18 protein-coding genes are annotated in these 23,273 nt (G+C 63.1%); 14 read left to right on the forward strand and 4 right to left on the reverse strand.

From position 1 onward, the window contains the following. Nucleotides 1-3: 3 nt before the first annotated feature. The gene (gene thrS, locus AMC99_RS11745) at nt 4-2,019 is read right to left on the reverse strand and encodes a threonine--tRNA ligase (RefSeq protein ID WP_061926767.1); all 2,016 of its coding nucleotides are present in this window, start codon (nt 2,017-2,019) and stop codon (nt 4-6) included. Between the two features lie 329 nt (nt 2,020-2,348). Here thrS and AMC99_RS11750 point away from each other — a divergent pair, with 329 nt between their 5' ends. From AMC99_RS11750 to AMC99_RS11765, 4 genes are read left to right on the forward strand one after another with little or no spacing between them, the layout of a single operon-like run. Beyond that, nucleotides 2,349-2,573 (forward strand): hypothetical protein, encoded by a 225-nt coding sequence (locus AMC99_RS11750; protein ID WP_061926769.1) that lies wholly within the window; start codon nt 2,349-2,351, stop codon nt 2,571-2,573. Further along, the gene (locus AMC99_RS11755) at nt 2,570-3,175 is read left to right on the forward strand and encodes a hypothetical protein (RefSeq protein WP_061926771.1); all 606 of its coding nucleotides are present in this window, start codon (nt 2,570-2,572) and stop codon (nt 3,173-3,175) included. The genes AMC99_RS11750 and AMC99_RS11755 overlap by 4 nt, the downstream gene beginning before the upstream one ends. Then, a complete protein-coding gene (locus tag AMC99_RS11760; RefSeq protein ID WP_061926773.1) occupies nt 3,175-3,366 on the forward strand; it encodes a helix-turn-helix transcriptional regulator in 192 nt (63 codons plus the stop codon). The genes AMC99_RS11755 and AMC99_RS11760 overlap by 1 nt, the downstream gene beginning before the upstream one ends. Nucleotides 3,367-3,392: 26 nt before the next feature. Further along, nucleotides 3,393-4,322: an alpha/beta fold hydrolase gene (locus AMC99_RS11765; protein WP_061926775.1), complete on the forward strand. Its 930-nt coding sequence runs from the start codon at nt 3,393-3,395 to the stop codon at nt 4,320-4,322. Nucleotides 4,323-4,325: 3 nt separating this feature from the next. On the opposite strand, the gene AMC99_RS11770 is transcribed toward AMC99_RS11765, so the two are convergent. Continuing rightward, entirely contained in the window at nt 4,326-5,990 is a 1,665-nt protein-coding gene (locus AMC99_RS11770) for an alkaline phosphatase D family protein (RefSeq protein ID WP_061927991.1), read from the reverse strand. A gap of 107 nt (nt 5,991-6,097) precedes the next feature. Here AMC99_RS11770 and AMC99_RS11775 point away from each other — a divergent pair, with 107 nt between their 5' ends. The 6 genes from AMC99_RS11775 to AMC99_RS11800 all read left to right on the forward strand — a co-directional run bounded on the left by AMC99_RS11775 (nt 6,098) and on the right by AMC99_RS11800 (nt 16,074). After that, entirely contained in the window at nt 6,098-6,829 is a 732-nt protein-coding gene (locus AMC99_RS11775; RefSeq protein ID WP_061926777.1) for an alpha/beta hydrolase, read from the forward strand. A gap of 23 nt (nt 6,830-6,852) precedes the next feature. Beyond that, nucleotides 6,853-7,704 carry a tetratricopeptide repeat protein gene (locus tag AMC99_RS11780; protein WP_157058318.1) on the forward strand — a complete coding sequence of 284 codons (852 nt, stop codon included), beginning with the start codon at nt 6,853-6,855 and terminating at the stop codon, nt 7,702-7,704. Beyond that, nucleotides 7,701-8,693 (forward strand): LLM class flavin-dependent oxidoreductase, encoded by a 993-nt coding sequence (locus tag AMC99_RS11785; protein ID WP_061926779.1) that lies wholly within the window; start codon nt 7,701-7,703, stop codon nt 8,691-8,693. The genes AMC99_RS11780 and AMC99_RS11785 overlap by 4 nt, the downstream gene beginning before the upstream one ends. A gap of 230 nt (nt 8,694-8,923) precedes the next feature. Further along, on the forward strand, nt 8,924-13,621 hold the full coding sequence (locus AMC99_RS11790; protein WP_157058319.1) for an NAD-glutamate dehydrogenase: 4,698 nt from the start codon (nt 8,924-8,926) through the stop codon (nt 13,619-13,621). A 53-nt stretch (nt 13,622-13,674) separates the two neighbouring features. Continuing rightward, nucleotides 13,675-14,904, forward strand: coding sequence for an NAD(P)/FAD-dependent oxidoreductase (locus AMC99_RS11795; protein ID WP_061926783.1), 1,230 nt, complete (start codon nt 13,675-13,677; stop codon nt 14,902-14,904). Between the two features lie 9 nt (nt 14,905-14,913). Continuing rightward, complete coding sequence (locus tag AMC99_RS11800; protein WP_061926785.1) at nt 14,914-16,074, forward strand: CaiB/BaiF CoA transferase family protein; 1,161 nt, start codon at nt 14,914-14,916, stop codon at nt 16,072-16,074. On the opposite strand, the gene queG is transcribed toward AMC99_RS11800, so the two are convergent. After that, nucleotides 16,061-17,119, reverse strand: a complete 1,059-nt coding sequence (queG, locus tag AMC99_RS11805) for a tRNA epoxyqueuosine(34) reductase QueG (RefSeq protein ID WP_061926787.1) — start codon at nt 17,117-17,119, stop codon at nt 16,061-16,063. The two genes, AMC99_RS11800 and queG, sit on opposite strands and share 14 nt — an antisense overlap. A 44-nt stretch (nt 17,120-17,163) precedes the next feature. Here queG and AMC99_RS11810 point away from each other — a divergent pair, with 44 nt between their 5' ends. The 4 genes from AMC99_RS11810 (at nt 17,164) to msrB (ending at nt 21,470) form a co-directional block, all read left to right on the forward strand. Beyond that, complete coding sequence (locus AMC99_RS11810) at nt 17,164-18,159, forward strand: ABC transporter ATP-binding protein (RefSeq protein WP_061926789.1); 996 nt, start codon at nt 17,164-17,166, stop codon at nt 18,157-18,159. A 2-nt stretch (nt 18,160-18,161) separates the two neighbouring features. Beyond that, nucleotides 18,162-19,445 carry an ABC transporter permease gene (locus AMC99_RS11815; protein ID WP_061927995.1) on the forward strand — a complete coding sequence of 428 codons (1,284 nt, stop codon included), beginning with the start codon at nt 18,162-18,164 and terminating at the stop codon, nt 19,443-19,445. Nucleotides 19,446-19,548: 103 nt separating this feature from the next. Beyond that, complete coding sequence (locus AMC99_RS11820; RefSeq protein ID WP_061926791.1) at nt 19,549-20,889, forward strand: cytochrome P450; 1,341 nt, start codon at nt 19,549-19,551, stop codon at nt 20,887-20,889. A gap of 83 nt (nt 20,890-20,972) precedes the next feature. Further along, the gene (msrB, locus tag AMC99_RS11825; protein WP_061926793.1) at nt 20,973-21,470 is read left to right on the forward strand and encodes a peptide-methionine (R)-S-oxide reductase MsrB; all 498 of its coding nucleotides are present in this window, start codon (nt 20,973-20,975) and stop codon (nt 21,468-21,470) included. Here the strand turns inward: msrB and AMC99_RS11830 are convergent, their stop codons facing one another. Further along, entirely contained in the window at nt 21,471-23,273 is a 1,803-nt protein-coding gene (locus tag AMC99_RS11830) for a hypothetical protein (RefSeq protein ID WP_061926795.1), read from the reverse strand. It lies immediately after the preceding gene.

Below are 23,273 nucleotides of genomic sequence, written 5' to 3' on the forward strand. Positions count from 1 at the left end.
CGGTTACTTGCCGCGAAGGTCCGGCGGGGTGGCTGCGTCCACGAGCATGGCAATAGCTTCGTCGAGCGGCATCACCCTCTGGTGCTGTTCGCCCAGCGTGCGGACGGCAACGGTGCCTTCCTCAGCCTCGCGCTTGCCGACCACGAACAGGTGCGGGACTTTCGCCAGCGAATGTTCGCGCACCTTGTAGTTGATTTTCTCGTTGCGCAGGTCGGTATCGACGCGGATCCCGGCTGCTTCGAGCTTGGCGGCGACTTCCCTGGCATAGGGATCGCAGTCCGAGACGATCGGCGCGACCACAGCCTGCACCGGTGCAAGCCACACCGGGAGGCGACCGGCGAAGTGTTCGATCAGGATGCCGATGAAGCGCTCGTAGGAACCGAAGATCGCGCGATGCAGCATGACGGGGCGATGCTTGTCGCCGTCCTCGCCGACATAGGTCGCATCGAGACGGTCGGGCAGCACACGGTCGCCCTGGATCGTGCCGACCTGCCAGGTGCGGCCGATGGCATCGGTAAGGTGCCATTCGAGCTTGGGCGCGTAGAAGGCGCCTTCGCCGGGCAGTTCTTCCCAACCGTAATCCTCGTTAGCCATGCCTGCTTCGGCCACGGCGTCGCGCAGTTCCTGCTCCGCCTTGTCCCAGTCGGCTTCGCTGCCGAAACGCTTCTCCGGGCGCAGCGCGAGTTTCACGTGATAGTCGAAACCGAAGTCGGAATAGACCTCGTCGGCGAGCGCGCAGAACTTGCGCACTTCCTCGACCACCTGGGCCTCTGTGCAGAAGATATGCGCGTCGTCCTGCGTGAACTGGCGCACGCGCATCAGCCCGTGGAGCGCGCCATGCGGTTCGTTGCGGTGGCAGCAGCCCATTTCGCCCAGCCTTATCGGCAGGTCGCGGTAGGAAGTGATGCCCTGCTTGAAGACCAGCACGTGGGCCGGGCAGTTCATCGGCTTGATCGCCATCCAGTCGGCATCGGCCGCCACCTTCGGGGCTGCAGCGCCTTCTTCGGCATCGACATCAGGAACGATGTCGGGGACCGCGAACATATTCTCGGCATACTTGCCCCAGTGGCCGGACTGTTCCCACTGGCGAACGTCCATCAGCTGCGGCGTCTTGATTTCCTGATAGCCGGCCGCATCCATCTTGCGGCGCATGTAGGCTTCCAGCTCGCGCCAGATCTTGTAGCCGTTGGGATGCCAGAAAACGCTGCCATGTGCTTCTTCCTGCAGGTGGAACAGGTCCATCTCGCGGCCCAGCTTGCGGTGGTCGCGCTTGGCCGCTTCTTCCAGCCGCATCAGATGCGCATTGAGCTGCTTCTTGTTGAGCCAGCCGGTGCCATAGATGCGCGTCAGCTGCGCGTTCTTCTGGTCGCCGCGCCAATAGGCCCCTGCGACACGCATCAGCTTGAAGGCGTCGGGATCGAGCTTGCCGGTAGAAGCGAGGTGCGGGCCGCGGCACATGTCGAGCCAGTCCTCGCCGGAACGATAGACCGTCAGCTCCTCGCCTTCGGGCAGTTCCCTCGCCCATTCGGCCTTGAAGACCTCGCCTTCTGCTTCCCACTTGTCGATCAGCTGCTGGCGTGACCAGACCTCGCGCGTCAGCGGCTTGTCGGCGCGAATGATCTCGCGCATCTTTTCCTCGATCGCGGGCAGGTCGTCCATGCTGAACGGGTCGCGGCTCTCCGGGGCCTTCACGTCATAATAGAAACCGTCGTCGGTCGCCGGGCCGAAAGTGATCTGCGTGCCCGGCCACAGCGCCTGCACTGCCTCTGCCAGGACGTGCGCGTAGTCGTGTCGGGCAAGTTCGAGCGCGTCTTCCTCGTCACGCGATGTGACCAGCGCCAGCTCTGCATCCCCGTCGAAGGGGCGGTTGATATCGCGCAGTTCGCCGTCGACGCGCGCGGCAATCGCAGCCTTGGCAAGGCCGGGGCCAATCGCGGCAGCGACATCGGCCGGCGTCGAACCCTGTTCCATTTCGCGTACCGAACCGTCGGGCAGGCTGATCTTGAGCAGTTCCGTCATCAATCCATCTTTCACATCTGTGCGGGCGCCTTTTGCACATGCGGGCGCGCACCGGAAGAGCGGTGTCGATCAATCGGGCATTTCGGGAAGCTGACACCGGCGCCTCCCGAAACCGTCCTGGGTCCCGGGGGCCGGTGGCTGACGCTTAGCGCGCGACCATCCGCCCCCGGAAACCCGAGGTGGTAGTGGTCGTGGTGGTAGTCAGCTTGCTGGCCATGCAGCCCATATAGCGAGCGCGTGTTGCGATGTCATTACCCACGGATGGTCCCGCCCGTGCTGGAAAGTGTGCTGCTCATTATGGAAAGCATGCTTGACAATGCCCGCGAATCATGACAAACACCCTTTACATCAAGAAAAGGACACTTGTCATGAAACAATACCGTGCCCCGCTGCTGTTCGCCTTCGCCATGATCGCGATCGCCTTGCTGGCAGTATTCGAAATCGTGCCCGAAGAGGTGGCGCAGTTCTCTCCGTTTCTGCTCCTCGCCCTCTTTCCCACTGTCTGGCTGCGTCGCAGCTGCGCCTGCAATCCTGTAAAGGGAGAAAGCGCATGACCGGGGCCGCGAAACTTCCGCTGCGGCAGCGTCCGGCGTTCTGGGGCACGATGATGTTCATCAGCTTCGGCATCATCTCTGCCTTGAGGATCAGCGATGCGATCAATTCGACCACCGGCTTCATCCTGATGTCGGCAGCGATGCTGCAGATCATCCCGTTGACCCGTGCGAGCATGGCGAAACAGAAATCGACCGGCCATCTCAGCCCGGCGATCACCCGCTACACCCGTCGCTTCATGCTCGCGACATTCGGCTACATGGCCGGATTGGGTATCGCCGTTTACATCAATGACCGGGTCGAACTCAGCCAGGGCGAAAGCTTCCTGATCGCCCTCCTCCCCGTCATCCCGATCTTCGGAATGATCTGGTCGATGGCCCGGTACATCGTCGAAGAGGATGACGAGTTCCTGCGCCACCGCGCGATCATGGCCTCGCTCTTCGGTCTGGGCGTCGTACTGGTGACGGGAACGTTCTGGGGCTTCCTCGAAACCTTCGGAGTCGTGCCGCACCTCGATGCGTGGTGGTGCTTCCCGATCTGGGCGATCGGCATGGGGATTTCCCAATGCTGGATGGTCATCCGCGATGGAAAAGGGGGCGACTGATGAAGAACCGCCTCAAGGTGCTCCGCGCCGAACGCGACTGGAGCCAGCAGGACCTCGCCGAACGACTGGAAGTCAGCCGGCAGAGCGTCAACGCCATCGAGAAGGGCCGCTACGACCCGTCTCTGCCCCTCGCCTTCAAGATCGCCGATATTTTCGAACTCGCGATCGAAGACATCTTCCAGCGTGACTGAATAGTCCGCCTTCAGGGATCAATCCGATGACCAAGACCGATTACCTGCAAATTGCCCTTCGCCGCCTCGCGATCGTGCTTACTGCAATCGTTGCCATCCATGTCGCGCTGGGCATCCGCCCTGCCTTCGCGGCGGAACCTGCCGAATACGGCCATATCCGCACGGAAATGACGGGCGAGACAGGCCCGGTAATCGTCCTGATCCCGGGCATGTCCACCCCGGCAGAGGTGTGGGACGAAACGGTGGCCCGGTTCGGCAAGGACAACCGCGTGCTGGTCGTCGAGGTGCGCGGTTTCGACGGTGAGCGCGGGACCGCAAATGAACAGCCCGGCGTCATGGACGGCATCCTTTCAGACCTTGCGAAAGATCTGGAGCAGCGCGGAATCGTCGCCGACGCCATGGTCGGTCACAGCTTCGGCGGGCTACTAGCGATGAAATTCGCTCTCACCCGCCCTGATCTCACCCATCAGGTCATGGTCGTCGATGCCCTGCCATTTTTCGGCACCGTCTTCGATGGGGCAGCGACAGTCGAATCCTCGACGCCTCGCGCTGCGCAGATGCGCGACATGATGATCCGCCAGGCCGATATCATTCGTGCCGCTCGCGAGACGAGCACCAGCAACACTCCGGCAAACGGCATGGCACTCGATCCCGCAGCGTCGAAGCAGATCACGCAGTGGTCGATGCAGGCCGAACCGCTGGTGGTTGCCCAGGCGCTATACGAAGATTTCCTGACCGACATGCGCAGCGACATCGCCAGGATCTCTCCGCCGGTCACCGTGCTCTACATGGCGCACCAGCAGCCTGAACTTGCAACAGAGCGCTACACCACCGATTACTCCGCGCTTGAAACGGCCCGGCTCGTGCCGGTCGACAGGACCGGGCACTTCATCATGCTCGACCGGCCCGATGCTTTCCAGGCCGAACTCGCCAAGCTGCTGGCCCGGCCCGAATGACCCTCAGGCCCTCATCCGGCGGCTGCCTGCAGGGACCTCGATCACCTTGGTCCCTGCAAGCTTCGCCGAGCGGCTCTTCACGCTTTCGCTGAAGCGGAATTCGGTGACCGCCTTTTCGGCGGTCAGCTCCAGCCGCAAATATCCCCGCTGGCTGGTATCCACCCACTTCAGCTGCGGATTGGCAGAAACTGCAGCGGCAGCAAAACTCGCTGGCGGGATCGTCGGCAATGAGGTTTCGAGGCCGGGAGAAGATACCGACTGAACGCCGAATTCGACGCCGACCGCAGCACCATCGAGGTCGAGATCGAAGGCCCAGGCATTGTGCGAATCCCCGGCAAGGACAAGCAGGTCCGCATCCGCCTGCCGCGCCAGATCGAACACTCGCTTGCGCGCGCCGGGATAACCGTCCCAGGAATCCATGCTCGCAGGCAGCCCTGCGGCGCTGGCCATGGCCGAGGCGGTCAGTCTCTTGCGGATGTAGTCGGGCGTGTCTTCTCCCATCGCCTGCAACAGGCCGGGCGGGCTTTTCACGCTACCCATCAGCACTTGCTGGACGAGCACCTGCCAGTTCCTGCCCGAAGATTTCGACGCCTTGAGTGCATCGCCCAGCCATGCCTCCTGTTCGGCGCCAAGCATCTGGCGATCGGGGTCGGACCACGTGTTGTCGCGGAATTTGACCAGAGCGGACTTTGCCTCCTCAGGCGATGTCGCGCCTTCCAGCACGTCTGCGAGGCTGAATTGTTCTTCGCGTCCTTCGAGCCGGGTCTCCAGCCGGAACAGAGTCGCTAGGTCTCCGATCTCGTAGGAAGTGTAGGGCTCATCCGAAACCGGCATCCATTCGCGATAGACCTTCAGCGCGGTCCGCTTGCGTAACTCGTAGTCGCCTTCTGTCTCGCTCTGGTGGTTCTGTGCCCCGCCTTTCCAGCTGTCGTTGGCGACTTCGTGGTCGTCCCAGATGCTTATCATAGGCAGCACCTGGTGGATGCGTCGCAGGTCTGGATCGGCCCGGTAGGTCGCATAACGCACTCGGTAATCAGCCAACGTCACAATCTCGTTTTCCGGGAACAACATCCGGTCGGGGTGCGCCTGCTGCGGCGAAGGATAATTGCCGCGATTGTATTCGTAGATGTAGTCGCCGAGGTGCAAAGCCAGCTCTACATCGTTCGCCAGTGCCGCATGGGCATAAGCGTTGAAATAGCCGAAGCCAAAGTTGGAGCACGAGAAAACCGCCATGCGGAAACTGGCAACGTCACCTTCGGGCAAGGTCCTCGTCCGCCCGATCTCTGACAGACCCCCGTCTGGTGCGGTGAAGCGGTAGTAATACCAGCGACCGCCTCGCAGGCCGTCGGCCCAGCTTTTGGCACACCAGTCGTTTTCCGCCTTCGCCAGCGCGCTACCTTCGGCAACGATTTCGGAAAAATCCTCGTTCTCGCTGACCTGCCAGAGCAGCGCCGTATCTTCCTCTGTAACATAGCGGGTCCAGAGCATGACCTTGTCCGGGCCGGGCTCCCCGCTTGCCACACCATGCGTGAAGCCGCTTCCGAAACCGCGCGCTGCCTGGGGCGCCGCAGCCAGGGCCGCGCTGGCCGCGCCGAGCTGGAACAAGCCCCTGCGGCTGAGAGGAAGGGATGGGCGAGCGTGCGTCTGCGGCGGGTCGTTCTTGATCATAGGACGCCGAATAAGCTGCTCTTGTGCAAGCAAAATGACAAGCGGATAAACCCCGACCTGCGTCCGCACCCCTTGCCCCGCCCTGCGCGAGACCGCATGTAGCGGGAATGCAGGATCACAGTTTCCACACAATGCCAGACGGGCGCCGGATCGCCTATCGGTATGCGAGCGGCGAAGGTCCGGCGATCGTCTTCCTGCCCGGTTACATGTCGGACATGGCGGGCGGCAAGGCGACCGCACTGATGGATTGGGCCCAGGCGAACGGCCGTTCCTGCCTGCTCCTCGATTATTCCGGCTGCGGTGAAAGCGATGGCGATTTTGCAGACGGCACGCTCAGCCGCTGGCGCGAAGAGGCGATCGCGCTGATCGACCAATTCGTCACCGTTCCCGTCATCATCGTCGGATCTTCCATGGGGGGTTGGCTCAACCTCCTCGTCGCCGAAACGCTGGGGCTCAGGCTCGCCGGGCTGGTCGGTATTGCATCGGCGCCCGATTTCACCGACTGGGGCAGGTCTGAAGCGGACAAGGCGGCGCTTGTTGCCGGAAAAACGGTTTACGACGAAAACCCCTATGGCCCCGAACCAACGCCCATGCATCCGGGCTTTTTCGCGGACGGGCAGGCCAATCGGCGGCTTACGTCGACCATTGCGATCGACGCACCGGTCCGCCTCCTGCACGGACAAAAAGACGCCGATGTCCCATGGCAAGTCAGCCTGCAGCTGGCAGAGGCCTTGCGTTCGGACGATGTACAGGTGACCCTCGTCAAGGATGGCGACCATCGCCTTTCGCGGCACCAGGACATCGCCCTGTTGCTGCGCCTGATAGAGACGATCGCCTGAAGGCAGGAAAGACCGGAATACCTATGTCGATAAACCTCCTATCGCTCGCGCTCCCGCTGTTGATGCAGGTTGGCCCCGATCCATCTGCAGGCGCCATTCCAGGGGTGCCCGACGAACTGGCGAACCGGCCGGCTCGTTCGGTGACTCCCGCTGCGGACATCGATCTTTCGCCATGGCTGACCGAATGCCTTTTGATCATCGACGAAGATCCTGCGCGGGCTCACAGCCGCGCTCAGATCCGCCGTACGCAGACATCGGGCACCGATCGCGTGCTCGCCAATCACTGCCTCGGCCTCGCATCGACAAGGCTGGAATTATGGAGCGACGCACAGACGGCATTCGTCGCTGCGCGTGACGAGACGCCAGCAAGCGAGCACGCGATGCGCGCGCGGTTCGGCGCGATGGCAGCCAATTCCGCCTTGGGCGGAGGCGACGCGGCTGCGGCTATCGCCCTGCTGGACAGGGCTGGCAAAGATGCCGAGGCGTCTGCCTCGCAAGAACTCATCGCCTTCGTCGCGCTTGATCGTGGCCGGGCGCTCGTCGCACTGGACAGGTTGGAGGAGGCCGGTGCCCAGCTGATCGCGGCACGCGACGCGCGGCCTGACGATCCGGAGATTCGCTTGCTGCTGGCTACGCTTCTACGCCGCTTGGGCGAACTCGACCCGGCCCAGACGGAAATAGAGGCAGCAGCTACGCTCGCCCCGACCGACCCGGCAATCGCATTGGAAGGGGGCGTGATCGCTATACTTTCCGGCCGCGAGGAAGCGGCGCGGAAAAGCTGGAATTCGGTCATCGCGCTGGCCCCCGATTCGGTCGAAGCAGGCCGCGCACGAGAATATCTCGCCCAACTCGAAGAAGGACCCGAAGCCCCTTGACCAAAAAGCCCGAGCTTTCCGTTCTCGACCTCGTGCCCGTGCGCGAAGGTGGGTCGGTGCCACAGGCTCTCGCTGCCGCGACCGATCTTGCGCAGTCGGCGGACCGCTTCGGCTACAAGCGTTTCTGGGTTGCCGAGCATCACGCGATGGAAGGTATCGCAGGTGGCGCGACCTCGGTCGTGCTGGCGCATATCGGCAATGCTACCTCGAGGATCCGGATTGGATCGGGCGGGATCATGCTGCCCAATCACACGCCGTTCCAGATTGCCGAACAGTTCGGAACGCTCGACGCGCTTTTCCCGGGCCGCGTCGATCTCGGCCTTGGCCGGGCTCCGGGCGCCGGGCCGGAATTGCAGCGCGCGCTGCGCAAGAACCTGCACCAGGCATCCGAATATTTCCCGCAGGACGTGGTCGAACTGCGCGCGCTCATGCGTGGCGATCCGTCCCTGCCGATCAAGGCGACACCCGGTTTCGGGGCAGAGGTCGAATTCTGGATGCTGGGGTCGAGCCTCTTTGGTGCTCAGCTCGCGGCAAAGCTCGGCATGCCCTATGCCTTTGCCGCGCATTTTGCGCCCGATCATCTCGATCAGGCGCTCGAAATCTACAGGAGGGATTTCGAACCGTCGGAAGACCTCGACCGCCCGCATGTCATGGTCGCCATGAACGTGTTTGCGGCAGATACCGACGAGGACGCGCGCCTGCTCGCTTCCAGCCAGCAACAGAGCTTCGTCAGGTTGCGCACCGGGCAACCGGGCAAGCTGCCGCCGCCGATCCCGGCCTATACCGACAGCTTACCGGTTCAAGCGAGAGCCATGCTCGAACATATCGGCCAGGCTGCTGCGGTCGGTTCGCCTGAGACAGTTCGCAATGCCATTTCCGCTTTTGTTGAAAGGACCGGCGCAGACGAGATCATGTGTTCCGGCGCGACCTTCGATCCCGATGCCCGGGTCCGATCGCTCGAACTGACGATGCAGGCGATCGCCGGTTGAACGACCGAACCCGGACGGGCAGGGTCACGAGTCCCAAGGGACGACATGGCAGCAGTATGACCGGAAGGGTTTGGCCAGCCGCTGCCATTGTCATGTTATAGAGAGACGCCGCGCGATGCGGGCGGCAAGGGTGAAAATCGGCGCTTGCGGAGCGCGCAGCGCAGTCCTATCGACGAAACCTTGCTGCGTAAGAGAACAATAATATTACGCACGCGGAATGGAGCAGGACGATGGTTTCGAAGTCCAAGCAGACATCGCAGGAACAGATGCTGAAGCAATTGGCGCAACTGATGCGCAAATCGATCCTTCCGGGCGACACCCCGCTCGGCGGAAAGGCCCTCGAAGACGCGGCGGCATTCTTGCTCGATACCGCAATGGAACGCGAGCCGGAGCGTTCGGCGATGGCCGTCACCAGCGTCGGCGAAGATCGGCGCGTGGTCCGGATCGCCGTCGTCAATGATGACATGCCGTTCCTGGTCGACTCGCTCGCTGCGACGATTGCCGCACAAGGCCTTGCCATCGACCTCCTGCTGCACCCCATCGTTCCCGTCCGGCGTGACGACAAGGGCCGGCTGACGTCGCTCAATGAAAAGACGGCCGACGGCGACAGCCGCGAATCGATGATCTACATCGAGACCGAGCGCGTCGATGCACGCCAGCGCCGCCTCCTGGAGCAGTCCTTGCGCCAGACCCTTGGCGATGTGCGCGCTGCGGTGCGCGACTGGCCCCGCCTGCAGAAGCAGATGGCCGAGGACATGGCGCTGCTGCGGAAGGAAGAAAACGTCCAGCTTCTCGAATGGCTCAATTCGGGAATGCTGACCCAGCTTGGCCATATTACCCGCCACCGCGACGGCAGCCATTCCGACCTTCTGGGCATTGCTCGCAAGAGCGCCAAGAAATTGCTGGCTGACAGTTCCTATGACCGCGCGTTCAACTGGTTTGACCAGCGCGGCGTGCGCGGAGAACGTCACGACCTCCTGATCGTGAAGGCCAACCGGGTTTCCAACGTTCATCGCCGCGTGCCGCTCGACCTGTTCATCATTCCCGTCCGGAAAGACGGCGCGAAGGATGGCAAGGTCGAAGCGCTCTCGATCCATGCGGGCGTCTGGACCAGCGCGGCTCTCGCTACCCCGCCGCACAAGGTGCCTCGCCTGCGCACCGCATTGGGCAGGCTCGCTGAAAAACTGGGCTTCGACCCGTCGAGCCACGATGGCAAATCGCTCGTCCATGCATTGACGGCCCTGCCGCACGACCTGCTGATCGGTTTCGCGCCCGAGGACATCGAGCGCGTAGCAACCGCCATGATGAGCCTGACCGATCGGCCGCGCCCTCGCCTCGCACTGATCGAAGCGCCTCTCGCCCGCCACCTGTTCGCCTTCGTGTGGTTGCCGCGTGACATGGTCTCGACGCAGCTGCGTCACCAGATCAGGGACGTGCTGACTGCATCACATGGATGCGAACTGCTCGACTGGAGCCTCGAGGTCGAAGGCGGCAATCTCGCCCTCCTTCGCTTCGTCCTGGACATCCGCGAAGCGCAAGCCTTGCCCGACGAGATCGCTCTTGAAACGCAGCTGCAGGACCTGCTGCGCGGTTGGGGCGAAGCGGTCGAACGCCACCTTGCCGAACACGAGGACCCGGCGCGCGCCGCAGCGATCGCCGCCCGCTATGCCCCTTCTTTCCCTCAGGGATATCGTTCCGATTACGGCGCTGCGGAAGCAGCCGTCGACATCCAGCGCCTGCGGTCGCTCGGTGCCGAAAGCGGGATCGAACGCGATGCGCGGCTCTACCACCTCGAAGGCGACAAGCCCGACCAGCTGCGCCTCAAGATTTACCAGCACGAAGGTTCACTGCCTTTGTCGGATGCCGTACCGGCGCTTGAAAACTTCGGGTTCCGGGTCATGTCCGAAATCCCGACGCCCCTTGATGGCGGGGCAATGGGCACGATCCACGACTTCGTCGTTGCACTCGCGGAAGGTGACAGCGCGAGCGCGCTGCTGGAACGTTCCGGAGAAATCGAGACCGCGCTTTCGGCAGTTCTCAACGGCCAGGCCGAAAGCGATGCCTTCAACCGCCTCGTCGTCGGTGCAGGCCTGAGCGCAGGCGAAGCCAACTGGATGCGCGCGTTCTATCGCTATCTGCGCCAAGCCGGGATGAGTTTCACCATCTATACGGTCGTCGACGCGCTGAGCGCAGCGCCGCAGGTGACCCGCCCGCTTATCGATCTCTTCTACGCCAAGCACGATCCTTCCTTTGGCGGAGACCGCACCGACGCCGCCAAGGCGGCACGCGATGCCGTTCGCAAGGGCCTCGCCAAGGTGCAGGCAATCAACGACGACAGGCTGCTGCGTCTGTATCAATCGGTGGTGGGCGCCATCCTGCGCACCAATGCCTTTGCCCCGGCAGCCGAGGAAGCGCTGGCGTTCAAGATCGATTCCAGTCGCATCCCGATCCTTCCGAAACCGATCCCATGGCGCGAGATATTCGTCTATTCCCGCAGGGTCGAAGGCATCCATCTGCGTGCCGGTCCGGTTGCACGCGGCGGCCTTCGCTGGTCGGACAGGCGCGACGACTTCCGCACCGAAATCCTCGGCCTGATGAAGGCGCAGCGCGTGAAGAACGCCGTCATCGTCCCGACCGGGGCCAAGGGCGGTTTCTATCCCAAGCTGCTGCCCAACCCGGCGCGCGACCGCGATGGCTGGGCCGCCGAAGGACAGGCGAGCTACGAGATCTTCATCCGTTCGCTCTTGTCGGTCACCGACAACATCGTGGAAGGTGAAGTCGTCCACCCCGAATACGTGGTGACGCATGATGGCGAAGACCCGTATTTCGTGGTCGCCGCCGACAAGGGCACTGCGCGCTTTTCCGACGTGGCCAACGCCATCGCCGAAAGCCGGGACTTCTGGCTCGACGATGCCTTCGCCAGCGGCGGCTCCAATGGCTACGACCACAAGGCGATGGGCATCACTGCCCGGGGTGCGTGGGTATCGGTCCAGCGGCACTTCCTCGAAATGGGAATCGACGTCCAGAAGGATACTGTTCGCGTGGTCGGTTGCGGCGACATGTCGGGCGACGTGTTCGGCAATGGCATGCTGCTGTCCAAGGCGATCAAGCTGGTCGCAGCCTTCGACCACCGCCACATCTTCATCGATCCCAATCCCGACCCGGCGGCAAGCTGGAAGGAGCGTAAGCGCCTTTACGACCTGCCGCGGTCGAGCTGGGAAGACTATGACGCTTCGCTGATCAGCAAGGGTGGCGGCGTGTTCCCGCGCGATGCAAAGCAGATCAAGCTGACAAAGCAGATGCAGGACGCTCTTGGCATCGAAGCCAAGACGATCGAACCCGATGCGCTGATTTCTGCGATCCTGCGCAGCCCCGTCGACCTGATCTGGTTCGGCGGCATCGGCACCTACATCAAGGACGAGAGCGAGAATAACGTCCAGGTCGGCGACCCTGCCAATGATCCGCTCCGCGTGAATGCGAGCGAATTGCGCGCAAAGGTTATCGGCGAAGGTGCCAACCTCGGCGTGACGCAGGCCGGGCGCATTGCTTTCTCGCTGAAGGGCGGACGCATCAACACCGACTTCATCGACAATTCGGCTGGCGTCGATTGCTCGGACAACGAGGTCAACATCAAGATTGCGCTGGCTGCTGCGCGGCGCGCCGGAAAGATATCCGAAAAGAGCCGCAATACGCTGCTCGAAAGCATGACCGACGAAGTCGCCGACATCGTGCTCGAGGACAACCGGCTGCAGGCACTCGCCCTCTCGATTGCAGAGGCTGGCGGCCCCGATGCGCTGGCATCGCAGCTGCGCCTGATCGAGCGGCTCGAGGAAATGAACGCGCTCGACCGGCGGACCGAAGGCCTCGCCGATCACGAAACGTTGATGCGCCGGGTCGGCGATGGCCGAGGGCTGACACGCCCCGAACTCGCCGTGCTGCTGTCTTCGACCAAGCTGGTGCTGCAGGATGCAATCGAGAACTGCGCGCTGCCGGAAGATCCGCTGATGGAGAAGGTTCTCATCGAAGCCTTCCCCGAGCCGATGCAGAAGAAATTCGCGCCGCAGATTCGCGAGCATCGCCTGCGCCGCGAACTGATCGCGACCGAGCTGGCCAACCGCATCGTCAACCGGCTGGGCATCATCCATCCCTTCGAACTGGTCGAGGAAGAAGGCGTCGAACTGGCCCAGGTCGCTGCCGCATTCGTCTCCGCTGATCGCCTGTTCGATCTCGAATCGCTGTGGAGCCAGCTCGAAACCGCAGACATGCCGGAAACCGCCAGGATCCTCCTGTTCGACCGTGTGTCCGCCGCAGTCGGCAACCTGATGTCGGATATCCTGCGATCGTCGGCAGGCAATGTCCGGCCGTCCGAACTGGTCGAGGAACTTGGCAAGACGGTCGCGAAACTTTCCGATGCGGTCCCCGAACTGCTGGCAGGACAGTCGCGCAAGCAGTCGGCCAATCTGAAGGACGGCTTCGTGGACGCCGGCGCGAACGACAAGCTTGCTGCAAGGGTCGTCCACCTGTTCGATCTGGACGGTTCGGTCGGTATCGCCAGCCTTGCACGCGAAAGCGGCATGGACCCACTGGAACTGACACGCGCGTTCACGAATATCGGCGACAAGCTGGGCCTCGACTGGGCGCAGGGAACTGCCGCGCTGATGAACCCCTCGGACGTCTGGGAACGTCTGCTGATCGACGGCCTCGCCAGGGATTTCCAGCACATGCGGCTCGAATTCCTGCGCCGCCTGCTCAGGCGCAAGGAAAGCCGGGAAGACCCGGAAAATGCCGTCTGCAACTGGGCCGAAGCCAACGCGGTTGCCGTACGCCAATTCCGTTCGATGATCGCGCGCGCGCAGGCCCACACCCCGGTCGCACCGGCCATGCTGGCACAGATTGCAAGCCAGGCGCGCAACTTGCTGGAACGCTGAGGTCGGGCGCCTGAAAGCTTGACCTCGCCGCGTTTTGCGGCAACCCACGCGGCATGAAACAGGCAGATGTCGTCATCGTGGGTACGGGCCACGGCGGGGCGCAGGCAGCGATTGCGCTGCGGCAACAGGGGCACGAGGATTCGATCCTCATGATCGGTCGCGACCGTGAGCTTCCCTACGAACGCCCGCCGCTGTCGAAGGAATATCTCGCCGGCGACAAGCCGTTCGAGCGGATCATGATCCGTCCGGAAAAGTTCTGGACCGAAAAGAACGTCGAGTTCCGCCAGGGCGAAGCCGTGACCGAAGTGGACTGGATGGCGCACGAGGTCGTGCTGTCGGGCGGCGACCGGGTCGGATACCGCAAGCTGATCTGGAGTGGCGGCGGCGACCCGCGCCGGCTTTCTTGCGCCGGGGCGAATCTCAAGGGCGTTCATTGCGTGCGCGACAAGAGCGACGTCGATGCCGTGATGGCCCAGCTGGAAAATGGTGCAAATCGCGCCGTCGTCATCGGCGGCGGCTATATCGGGCTCGAAGCGGCTGCTGTCCTTCGCAAGCTCGGCTGCGACGTCGTCCTGCTCGAAGCGCTCCCGCGCGTTCTTGCGCGCGTTGCAGGCGAAGACCTTTCCACATTCTATCAGGAAGAACACCGGCGCCAGGGCGTCGACCTGCGGCTCGAGACCACGGTGGAAGCCATCGAGGGATCCGACGGCCAGGTCACGGGTGTCCGCGTGGCTGGCGGGGAAGTGGTCCCTTGCGACATGGTCATCGTCGGGATCGGGATCGTTCCTTCGGTGGCGCCGCTGATTGCAGCAGGGGCGGCAGGATCGAACGGCGTCGATGTGGATGTCTATTGCCGCACTACCCTCGACGACATCTACGCCATCGGCGACTGCGCTGCGCACGCCAATCCCTTTGCCGACCAGGCCGTCATCCGTCTGGAATCGGTCCAGAACGCCAACGACATGGCCAACACGGTTGCCCGCGCGATCATGGGGGACAAGCAGCCATATCACGCGCTGCCGTGGTTCTGGTCGAACCAGTACGATCTCAAGCTGCAGACGGCGGGGCTCAACCTCGATTACGACGACGCGGTCCTGCGGGGCGATCCTGCCGAACGGAAGTTCACGGTCGTTTATCTGAAGGAAGGACGACCGATCGCCTTCGACTGCGTCAATTCGGTGAAGGATTACGTCCAGGGCCGCAAGCTGCTCGAAAACGGTGTCGGCGTGGTCGATCGGGAAACGCTCGCCAATCCCGATATTCCCTTGAAAGAACTTTTGTAAGGAGCGCCTGTGATCGGGGGAGGAGACGGCAAGCCCATGCTCGAAGGGCTCAAGGTTATCGACCTCACATCGGTCGTCTTCGGCCCCTACGCTACGCAGATCCTTGCCGATTTCGGCGCCGAAGTGATCAAGGTCGAAGGTCCGACCGGGGATGCCTATCGCTACGGCGCGAAGGCGGCGAATACGCTTGGCATGGGACCCGGTTTCATCGCCCTCAATCGCGGCAAGAAATCGCTCAGGCTCGACCTGAAGGATGAAGGCGATCTGGCGGTGATGCGCGACCTGCTGCGCGATGCGGACGTCTTCATCCACAACGTGCGAGAAGCTGCCATCGACAGGCTGGGCCTGGGATACGAGGCTGTCCGCACGCTCAACCCGAACATCATCTACGTCCACTGCGTCGGTTTCGGATCGGGCGGTCCCTATGCCGGGCTCCAGGCTTATGACGACGTGATCCAGGCAGCGACCGGCACCACTACGCTGCTCTCGCGTGTCGATGGCAATGAACGCCCGCGTTACCTTCCGTCGCTGATTGCGGACAAGGTCGCGGGCCTGCACGCCGCCTATGCGACCCAGGCGGCGATCATCCACCGGCTGCGCACCGGCGAAGGGCAGTTCGTCGAGGTGCCGATGCTGGAGGCCTTTGCCAGCTTCATGCTCAAGGAGCATCTCGACGGAAAGACGTTCGATCCTCCCAACAACACCGCCGCCTACGCCCGCCAGATCGACCCCGACCGGCAGCCATTCCCGACCAGCGACGGATGGATCAGCATCGTGCCTTATACGCTCGCGCAGTTCCCGCAGGTCGTCCGGCTGCTGGGGGATGAAGAGCTCGCGAACGAAGAGCGGTTCAAGGATGTGCAGGGGATCATTCCCGCCACGGCCGAACTCTATCGCCGGATGGCTGAACTGACGCCTGCGAAGACGACGGCCGAATGGCTCGAAATCCTGCGCCCGCACCAGGTTCCGTGCATGGCGGTGACTGACCTCGAAGACGTCATCGACGATCCGCATTTGCGCGAGGTGGGGTTCTTCGAAAGATCGGAGCACCCGAGCGAGGGCGGGCTATATCAGACCCGCGAACCTTCGAGTTTCAGCGGCTGGAAGCCGGCGCCGCTTGGCCATGTGCCGATGCTCGGCGAGAACAACGCCGAATTCAAGAAGTCCTGAGGCGATCTGCCGCCCACGCTGCCGCATCGGCAACGACAGGGTCGGGATCGGCTCTCAGCAAATCGACCTGATCGAGTAGCCTGACATCGCCGCTGTTCCCGGCTGCATAAAGGCAATTGCGCACGAACCTGTCACGCCCGATCCGCTTTATCGGCGAACCGGAAAAGAACTGGCGAAAGCCGGCATCGTCTAGCGCAAGCAATTCCGCAAGGCGCGGGGCGGTCAATTCGGCGCGTGGGATGAAGTCACGGTGGCGATGCGCAGTTTCGGCAAACTTGTTCCACGGGCAGACCGCAAGGCAATCGTCGCAGCCATAGATGCGGTTGCCCAGACCCGCGCGAAATTCCTCCGGCACTGGCCCCTTGTGCTCGATCGTGAGGTAGGAAATGCAGCGCCTCGCATCGAGCTGGTAGGGCCGGGGGAAGGCATCGGTCGGGCAGGCGCGCTGGCAGGCATCGCAGCTGCCGCACAGGTCGCGATGCGGCCGCGCCGGTTCGAGGTCCAGTGTGGTGTAGATCGCGCCGAGGAACAGCCAACTGCCATGTTCGCGGCTGACCAGGTTGGTATGTTTTCCCTGCCAGCCGAGCCCTGACGCCTCGCCCAGCGGTTTTTCCATAACAGGCGCCGTGTCGACGAAAACCTTGAGCTCGCTTTCGGGCCACTCCGCAACCATCCAGCGAGCGAGCGCCTTGAGCCGCTTCTTCACCGTGTCGTGATAGTCCTTGCCTTGCGCATAGACCGAGATCCGAGCGCGGTCGGCCGCGTCTGCCAGGGCTAGCGGATCCTGCGCAGGGGCGTAGCTCATGCCGAGCGCTATTACGCTGCGCGCATCAGGCCAGAGCGTTTGCGGGGAGGCGCGCTGATCCTTGCGGTTCTCCATCCATTCCATGCTGGCGTGGCGACCTTCGTCCAACCACTCCTCGAGCCGCTGCGAGCGCACGGGATCTTCGCTGGCGGACGTCACGCCGAAAGAAACGAAGCCCAGGCGCCTCGCCTCTTCCTCGATCCGGCCTGCGAGGGATAATTTTGTCGCGGTGTTAACCACGCTTGGGGTTGCTCCCGTTTAGCCCTCAAAGTTAATTGGGCGGAATGGATATGGCGGTAGGCGATCACATCGAAGCGGGCAATCTCGCGCAGAAGGGCGGCAAGCCGCTGGCAATCGAGGCCCATGGCCTGATCAAGCGGTTCGACGGGACCCTTGCGGTCGACGGCGTCGACATCGAGGTTCCGGAAGGTGCCATCTACGGCATCCTTGGCCCCAATGGCGCGGGTAAGACGACCACGCTGCGCATGCTACTTGGCATTATCGACCCGGACGAAGGCGTGCGGCGCGTGTTCGGTCACGATCGCCCTCACGATATCGCCCGCCTGATCGGCTACCTTCCCGAAGAGCGCGGGCTTTATCCCGCCATGAAGGCAATCGAAGCGATCGCTTTCATGGGCGCACTGCGCGGACTGCCTCTGCCAGAAGGGCGCAAGCGCGGCCTCGAACTGCTCGAACATCACGGCCTGTCGCATGCTGCAGACCGCACCATTCGCCAGCTGTCGAAGGGCATGGCGCAGACCGTCCAGCTGCTCGGCACGCTGGTTCACCGGCCCCGCCTCGTGGTGCTCGACGAACCTTTCAGCGGCCTCGATGCAATCAACCAGGGCAAGCTCGAACGGATGATCCGCCAGCTCGCCGATGATGGCACGACGGTTATCTTCTCGACCCACGTCATCCATCATGCCGAGCGGTTGTGCGAAGGGGTCGCCATCATCGCCGGGGGGAAGGTCCCTTACGCAGGTTCGGTCGAAGCTGCGCGCGATCGCATTCCGGCACAGGTCCGGCTCGAGACGCGGGCACGCGAAGGGGCATGGACCGCCGCACTACCCGACGACGCGCGGCGAGAAGGCGACTTTTTCTACTTCTCGCTGCCAGAAACAGGCATCGAGCCGCTGCTGCGGCAATTGATCGAAGGGAATGCCGGTATCCTGTCGCTCTCCATCGAAAGAGCTGGCCTGCATGATGCTTTCGTTCATATCGCCGGTGAAGCTGCGGCGCGTGCGCTCGATGCGGACGGACAGGCGGAGATGGACCGATGAGCATGACCGGCAAGGCTGACAAATCGCGTCTTTCCACCCTGCAGGCCGCTTGGGTCGTGGCGCGCCGGGACTTCGTGGCGGTGCTGTTCAGCAGGGCGTTTTTCTTCTTCCTCCTGGGGCCCTTGTTCCCGGTCCTCGTCGGCGGTCTTGCCGGCGGTGTCGGTAGCCAGGTGCAACGCGAGGCGGTGTCGCATGAAATCGCCGTCGCCATGTCGGCAGCGGATGCCGATGCAATGATCGCAGCGAAAGAGGAACTGTCGGACCAGCTTCGCGGCTTGCCCGACCTTGTTTCGGTATCCGAAGAGGCCGCAGCCCCCGATTTCGATCGGGCCGCTTTCTTGCAGGAGAAACGGCGCGGCTATGCCGTCCTGATCAGCGGAACGCTTGGCGCGCCCGTCGTCACCGGGCCAGAAAGCCAAATCGCGCGGTGGGAAGGCCCGATCAGCCTGATCGCTGCCGCTGCAGAACGCGCGGCCCCGACGCGGTTCCCCGAGATAAAGCGCGAAGTGATCGTATCGAGCGCAGCGGCGGAGCGCGGCAATCGCATCCGAACCGCGCAGGCCGCGCAGATGATGCTTTTCCTGCTCACCATGCTGCTGGCCGGCATGGTGCTGTCCAACCTCGTCGAAGAAAAGGCCAACAAGATCATCGAAATCCTCGCCGCCGCGATTCCGATGGACGCGGTGTTCCTAGGCAAGCTGTTCGCCATGCTCGCCGTGTCAATCGTCGGCATCAGCGTATGGGGACTGCTCGCGTTCGGGATGTGGACAATCGCAGGAGACGCGATCACCCAGGTCACCGGTTTCGACCCGGCGACGCTGCCGGCCCCAGCGGTTGGCTGGCCCGTATTCATGACGCTGGGTATCGTCTATTTCGCCATGGCCTATCTGCTCCTTGGCGCGCTCTTCCTCACCATCGGAGCAATGGCATCGACCGTGCGCGAGGTTCAGACGTTGTCCATGCCGGTCACGATGATGCAGCTGATGGTGTTCTTCCTCGCCGCCTATACGATCACGCAGCCCGGCTCCGCGCTCGAGATTGCCGCTATCGCATTTCCGCTGTCATCGCCCTTTGCAATGCTGGCGCGCGCCGCCTTGCAGGAGGAACTTTGGCTGCACGCCGTCGTGCTCCTGTGGCAGGCAGTGGCGGTTGGCCTGATCATCAAGGGCGGATCGACGCTGTTCCGCCGCCGCGTCATGAAATCGGGCGGCGCCGGACGCGACAAATCGCGCCGCCGATGGTTTCGCCGGAGCGGCGCGAGCGCTGCGATCCAGCCGGCCGAATAGGTAGCGATAAAAAACTGTCTATTGACATAGCTGTCAGTAAGCGCAGGATACCAATGCACGAACAAGCGACCGCCAGAGTCGTTCTTTGGATTAGGAGAGAGGAATGGCGACTGTCGCCCCGGAAAGACCGAAATGCCGCACCGAGCCAACCGCCTACAAGGCGCTGCAGCAGCATCTAGAGGAACACCCAGAGGACAAGCTCGACCATCCGCACAAGTGGGACGTCAGCCGTAGCGATATCTACGCAGAGAACACCTGGCATCCGATTTTCCGTGAAATGCGCGCCGCAGGGCCGCTGCATTACATTCCAGAAAGCCCGTTCGGCCCCTATTGGGCTGTGGTCGGCCACAAGGCCATCCAGCATATCGAGGCTTTGCCAGACATCTTCTCGTCGAGCTGGGAACACGGCGGGATCACCATTCTTGAGCGCCTCACCGACGAACAGCTCGCCGAGCGCGGCCTCGAGGAGCGCCGCGAGCTGCCCATGTTCATCGCGATGGACCGGCCGCAGCACACCGGCCAGCGCCGCACCGTTGCGCCCAAGTTCACACCCAGCGGCATGGCCGAAATGGAAGGCGAGATCCGCCAGCGCACCGGCGAACTGCTGGATACGCTTCCACGCGGCGAGGTATTCGACTGGGTCGACAAGGTCTCGATCGAACTGACCACGGGCATGCTCGCAATCCTCTTCGGCTTCCCGTGGGAAGACCGCCGGCTGCTGACCTACTGGTCCGACTGGTCGGGCGATACGGAACTCGCCACCGTGCGCGAGCTCGACGACATGCGCTGGGGCATCCTCCAGGAAATGGCCGCCTATTTCCAGTCGCTGTGGATCGAGCGTACGCACGACAAGGAGCCGGGCGACGATCTCATCAGCATGATGATCCACTCCGAAGCGATGAACCAGATGAGCCCGCAGGAATTCATGGGTAACCTGATCCTGCTGATCGTCGGCGGCAACGACACCACCCGCAATTCGATGAGCGGCTTCGTCTACCAGCTCGACAAGAACCCGGACCAGCGCAAGCTGTTCGAACAGGACCCTTCGGTCATTCCCAATGCCGTGCAGGAAATGCTGCGCATGCAGACCCCGCTCGCGCATATGCGCCGCACCTGTGTCGAGGATACCGAGGTCTTTGGCCAGACGATCAAGGCCGGCGACAAGGTCGTGCTGTGGTATCTTTCGGCCAATCGCGACGAGGAAGTGTTCGAGAACCCCGACAAGCTCGACCTCACGCGCGAGAATGCCCGCCGCCACATCGCCTTCGGCTATGGCATCCACCGCTGCGTTGGCGCGCGTCTTGCCGAACTTCAGCTTCGCGTCCTGCTGGAAGAAATGCACAAGCGCCGGATGCGCGTGCACCTCGCCGGCGATGTCGAACGGGTGAAGGCGAACTTCGTGCACGGATTCCGCAAGCTCGAGGTCGAGATCACCAGCTTCTGAAGTGACCTTGCGGCACACATGCCGGTTTCAAGCGTAGGTTCAGGCATGAGGCGGCACGGTGCCGCCTCATGAAAGGACGATCCATGACCGACCACCAGACCAATCGCCGCGGAGTGCTGAACTGGATCGGCGCGTCGGCGAGCTTTGTTGCCCTGACCGCTTGCGGCTCAGGCCGTGCCGAGGCGAAAGATTTTCCGGTTTCTTTCAGCGAGGCCGAATGGCGCAAGCGCCTGACCGCTGGCGAGTTTCGCATTCTGCGTGAAGCTTCGACGGAGAAGCCGTACTCCTCGCCGCTCAACGACGAGAAGCGCAAGGGCACATTCGTCTGTGCCGGTTGCGGCAACGCGCTCTATTCCTCGCGCACCAAATATGACAGCGGCACGGGCTGGCCGAGTTTCTGGGCTGCCATCGACAAGGGCGCTGTCGGGACGTCGACCGACTACAAGATCGGATATCCTCGTACCGAAGTGCATTGCGCCGATTGCGGCGGGCACCTGGGTCACATTTTCAAGGATGGGCCGAAACCCACGGGCCAGCGCCATTGCATCAACGGCCTGGCGATGGATTTCAAGCCGGGCTGATCAGCGCGCGGCGATCCGATAGAGTTTGAGGCCGGAAGCATCTTCCACCGCGACAGGCTCCAGCCATTCGGGGACATCATCGCTGACCAGCCGTGCTGCGAACCCTTGCGGGGCCTTCGCAGCATAGAGACCGGCCTCGAGCAGACCGGGACAGAGCGCGACATAACGGGTACCACGTGCGGCCAGGGCAGCCTTTGCCGCTTCGCTGGAACCAAGCGCTGTCTCGATCACGAACTTCATGCCCTTCTGGCCGCGATGATGGCCTGTCGCGATGACGTCATGTCCGCTCCACAGCAGCAATTGCGGACCGATATCGAGCGGCGCGTAGATCTCGCCGCGCTCCAGTGACGCGAGCGCCGGTCGCGCCGCCGCGACGTCGCATTGGGATGAGCGGGACAATTGGGAAACCGCGGGCTGGCCGGTGACGGGTGCGTTGGACGCACTCACCGGCATGGCAATCGTCATCAACATGATGGGAAGCGCGGGAAGGAGGGCACAGGCGACACCGGCGAGCGCGAGTACGCGCATTCCCGGTCGCCGCATGCCGCGGATCGTGCGCAGCCAGTCGCGCAGCTGCCAGCCCAGCGGCACGGCAGCCAGCGTCGCAGCGAGCGCGCCTGCGCGGGCGACCATGACCGCGACCAGTATGGCGGCCGCGAGGATCAGCGAATATTCGGTCCACCAACGGCGGAGCCAGTCATGCGAGCGCAGCGCCAGCCGCGTCGATGCGAACAGCCCCAGCAGGGGCAGCGCGATGATCTGGAGCGCGGTGTCGAGATCCTGGCGCCACAGCGGCATTCCTTCGGCGATCTGCGAGTGCCAGTATTCGCGAAGAATCGGGTCGAGTTCCGCAAATCCGCCGCCTGCTGCGCATTGCGGGACGGAAAGAATATAGAATCCGACGGCTCCACCACCTGCAATCGCGAAACCTGCAAGCAGTCCGGCCTTTGGCATGGGTTCGGCAGCCGAGACCGCGCTCAGCACGAGTGCGCCCCAGCAGAACATGGCGATGTGCACCGGACCTATCGCGTCGCAATAGGTGGCAAGATCGCCGATTCCCCGGGTAAGGGCGAAGAAGAGGATCGACCCTGTCGCCAACGCCTGCATCGTGTGGATGAGCCATTTGCGGTCGTTGCGATTGCGCAGCCAGCGCAGAGCAGCGACACCGCAGATCGCAGCGGCGACGGGCAATCCCTCGATAGAAATCGACAGCCAGGCCGCAATGGACAGGCCTGCAATCCAGCCGCCGGTCCGCGCTTCGCGGGCCATCAGGCCGTTCATCGCGGAAAGCGCCAGCACGATCTGCCAGCCATGATGGTCGATCCGCAGCGGCGACATCTGGAACAACAACGGCACCGACAGCGCCATGACCACCGCGGTCATGGTCGTTTCTTCCGCGCCGAGCAGGCGCCAAGCTATGCGTCCGGCGAGCAGCATGGCTGTGCCGAGAGTAATCAGGGGAACCGCTACCAATGCTGCGATCTCGGCATCTGCCGCGCCGAGAAATGGCGTCAGTACGGCGATCACTAGCGCGATCGGAATGTCCACGAGCCGCGACCAGTGCATCCCTACGCCGCCATTCACGGCGTCGACACGGTGCTGCGCGACATCGAACCATGCCTGCCCGCCGAGGAGGTCGCGCACTTGGACCAGCCGCATGACATCGTCGGGATCGGGGAAGCGAAGCCCCCTGATGTTGCCGAGATTGGTGAGCAGGAGGAGGGCGGAAACCGCAAGCCACGCCAGCGCCACGCGGACCAGCAATTCGCCGGTGAATGCGGAACGGCGGCGTTCGACCAGCAC

Origin of the sequence: Altererythrobacter epoxidivorans (assembly GCF_001281485.1) — a bacterium.
Lineage (GTDB): Bacteria > Pseudomonadota > Alphaproteobacteria > Sphingomonadales > Sphingomonadaceae > Erythrobacter > Erythrobacter epoxidivorans.

Bases quoted from the DNA above. Each gene is read 5' to 3' on its own strand.
- thrS (WP_061926767.1), bottom strand. From the start codon at position 2,019: ATGACGGAACTGCTCAAGATCAGCCTGCCCGACGGTTCGGTACGCGAA.
- AMC99_RS11750 (WP_061926769.1), top strand. From the start codon at position 2,349: ATGACAAACACCCTTTACATCAAGAAAAGGACACTTGTCATGAAACAA.
- AMC99_RS11755 (WP_061926771.1), top strand. From the start codon at position 2,570: ATGACCGGGGCCGCGAAACTTCCGCTGCGGCAGCGTCCGGCGTTCTGG.
- AMC99_RS11760 (WP_061926773.1), top strand. From the start codon at position 3,175: ATGAAGAACCGCCTCAAGGTGCTCCGCGCCGAACGCGACTGGAGCCAG.
- AMC99_RS11765 (WP_061926775.1), top strand. From the start codon at position 3,393: ATGACCAAGACCGATTACCTGCAAATTGCCCTTCGCCGCCTCGCGATC.
- AMC99_RS11770 (WP_061927991.1), bottom strand. From the start codon at position 5,990: ATGATCAAGAACGACCCGCCGCAGACGCACGCTCGCCCATCCCTTCCT.
- AMC99_RS11775 (WP_061926777.1), top strand. From the start codon at position 6,098: ATGCAGGATCACAGTTTCCACACAATGCCAGACGGGCGCCGGATCGCC.
- AMC99_RS11780 (WP_157058318.1), top strand. From the start codon at position 6,853: ATGTCGATAAACCTCCTATCGCTCGCGCTCCCGCTGTTGATGCAGGTT.
- AMC99_RS11790 (WP_157058319.1), top strand. From the start codon at position 8,924: ATGGTTTCGAAGTCCAAGCAGACATCGCAGGAACAGATGCTGAAGCAA.
- AMC99_RS11795 (WP_061926783.1), top strand. From the start codon at position 13,675: ATGAAACAGGCAGATGTCGTCATCGTGGGTACGGGCCACGGCGGGGCG.
- AMC99_RS11810 (WP_061926789.1), top strand. From the start codon at position 17,164: ATGGATATGGCGGTAGGCGATCACATCGAAGCGGGCAATCTCGCGCAG.
- AMC99_RS11815 (WP_061927995.1), top strand. From the start codon at position 18,162: ATGACCGGCAAGGCTGACAAATCGCGTCTTTCCACCCTGCAGGCCGCT.
- AMC99_RS11820 (WP_061926791.1), top strand. From the start codon at position 19,549: ATGGCGACTGTCGCCCCGGAAAGACCGAAATGCCGCACCGAGCCAACC.
- msrB (WP_061926793.1), top strand. From the start codon at position 20,973: ATGACCGACCACCAGACCAATCGCCGCGGAGTGCTGAACTGGATCGGC.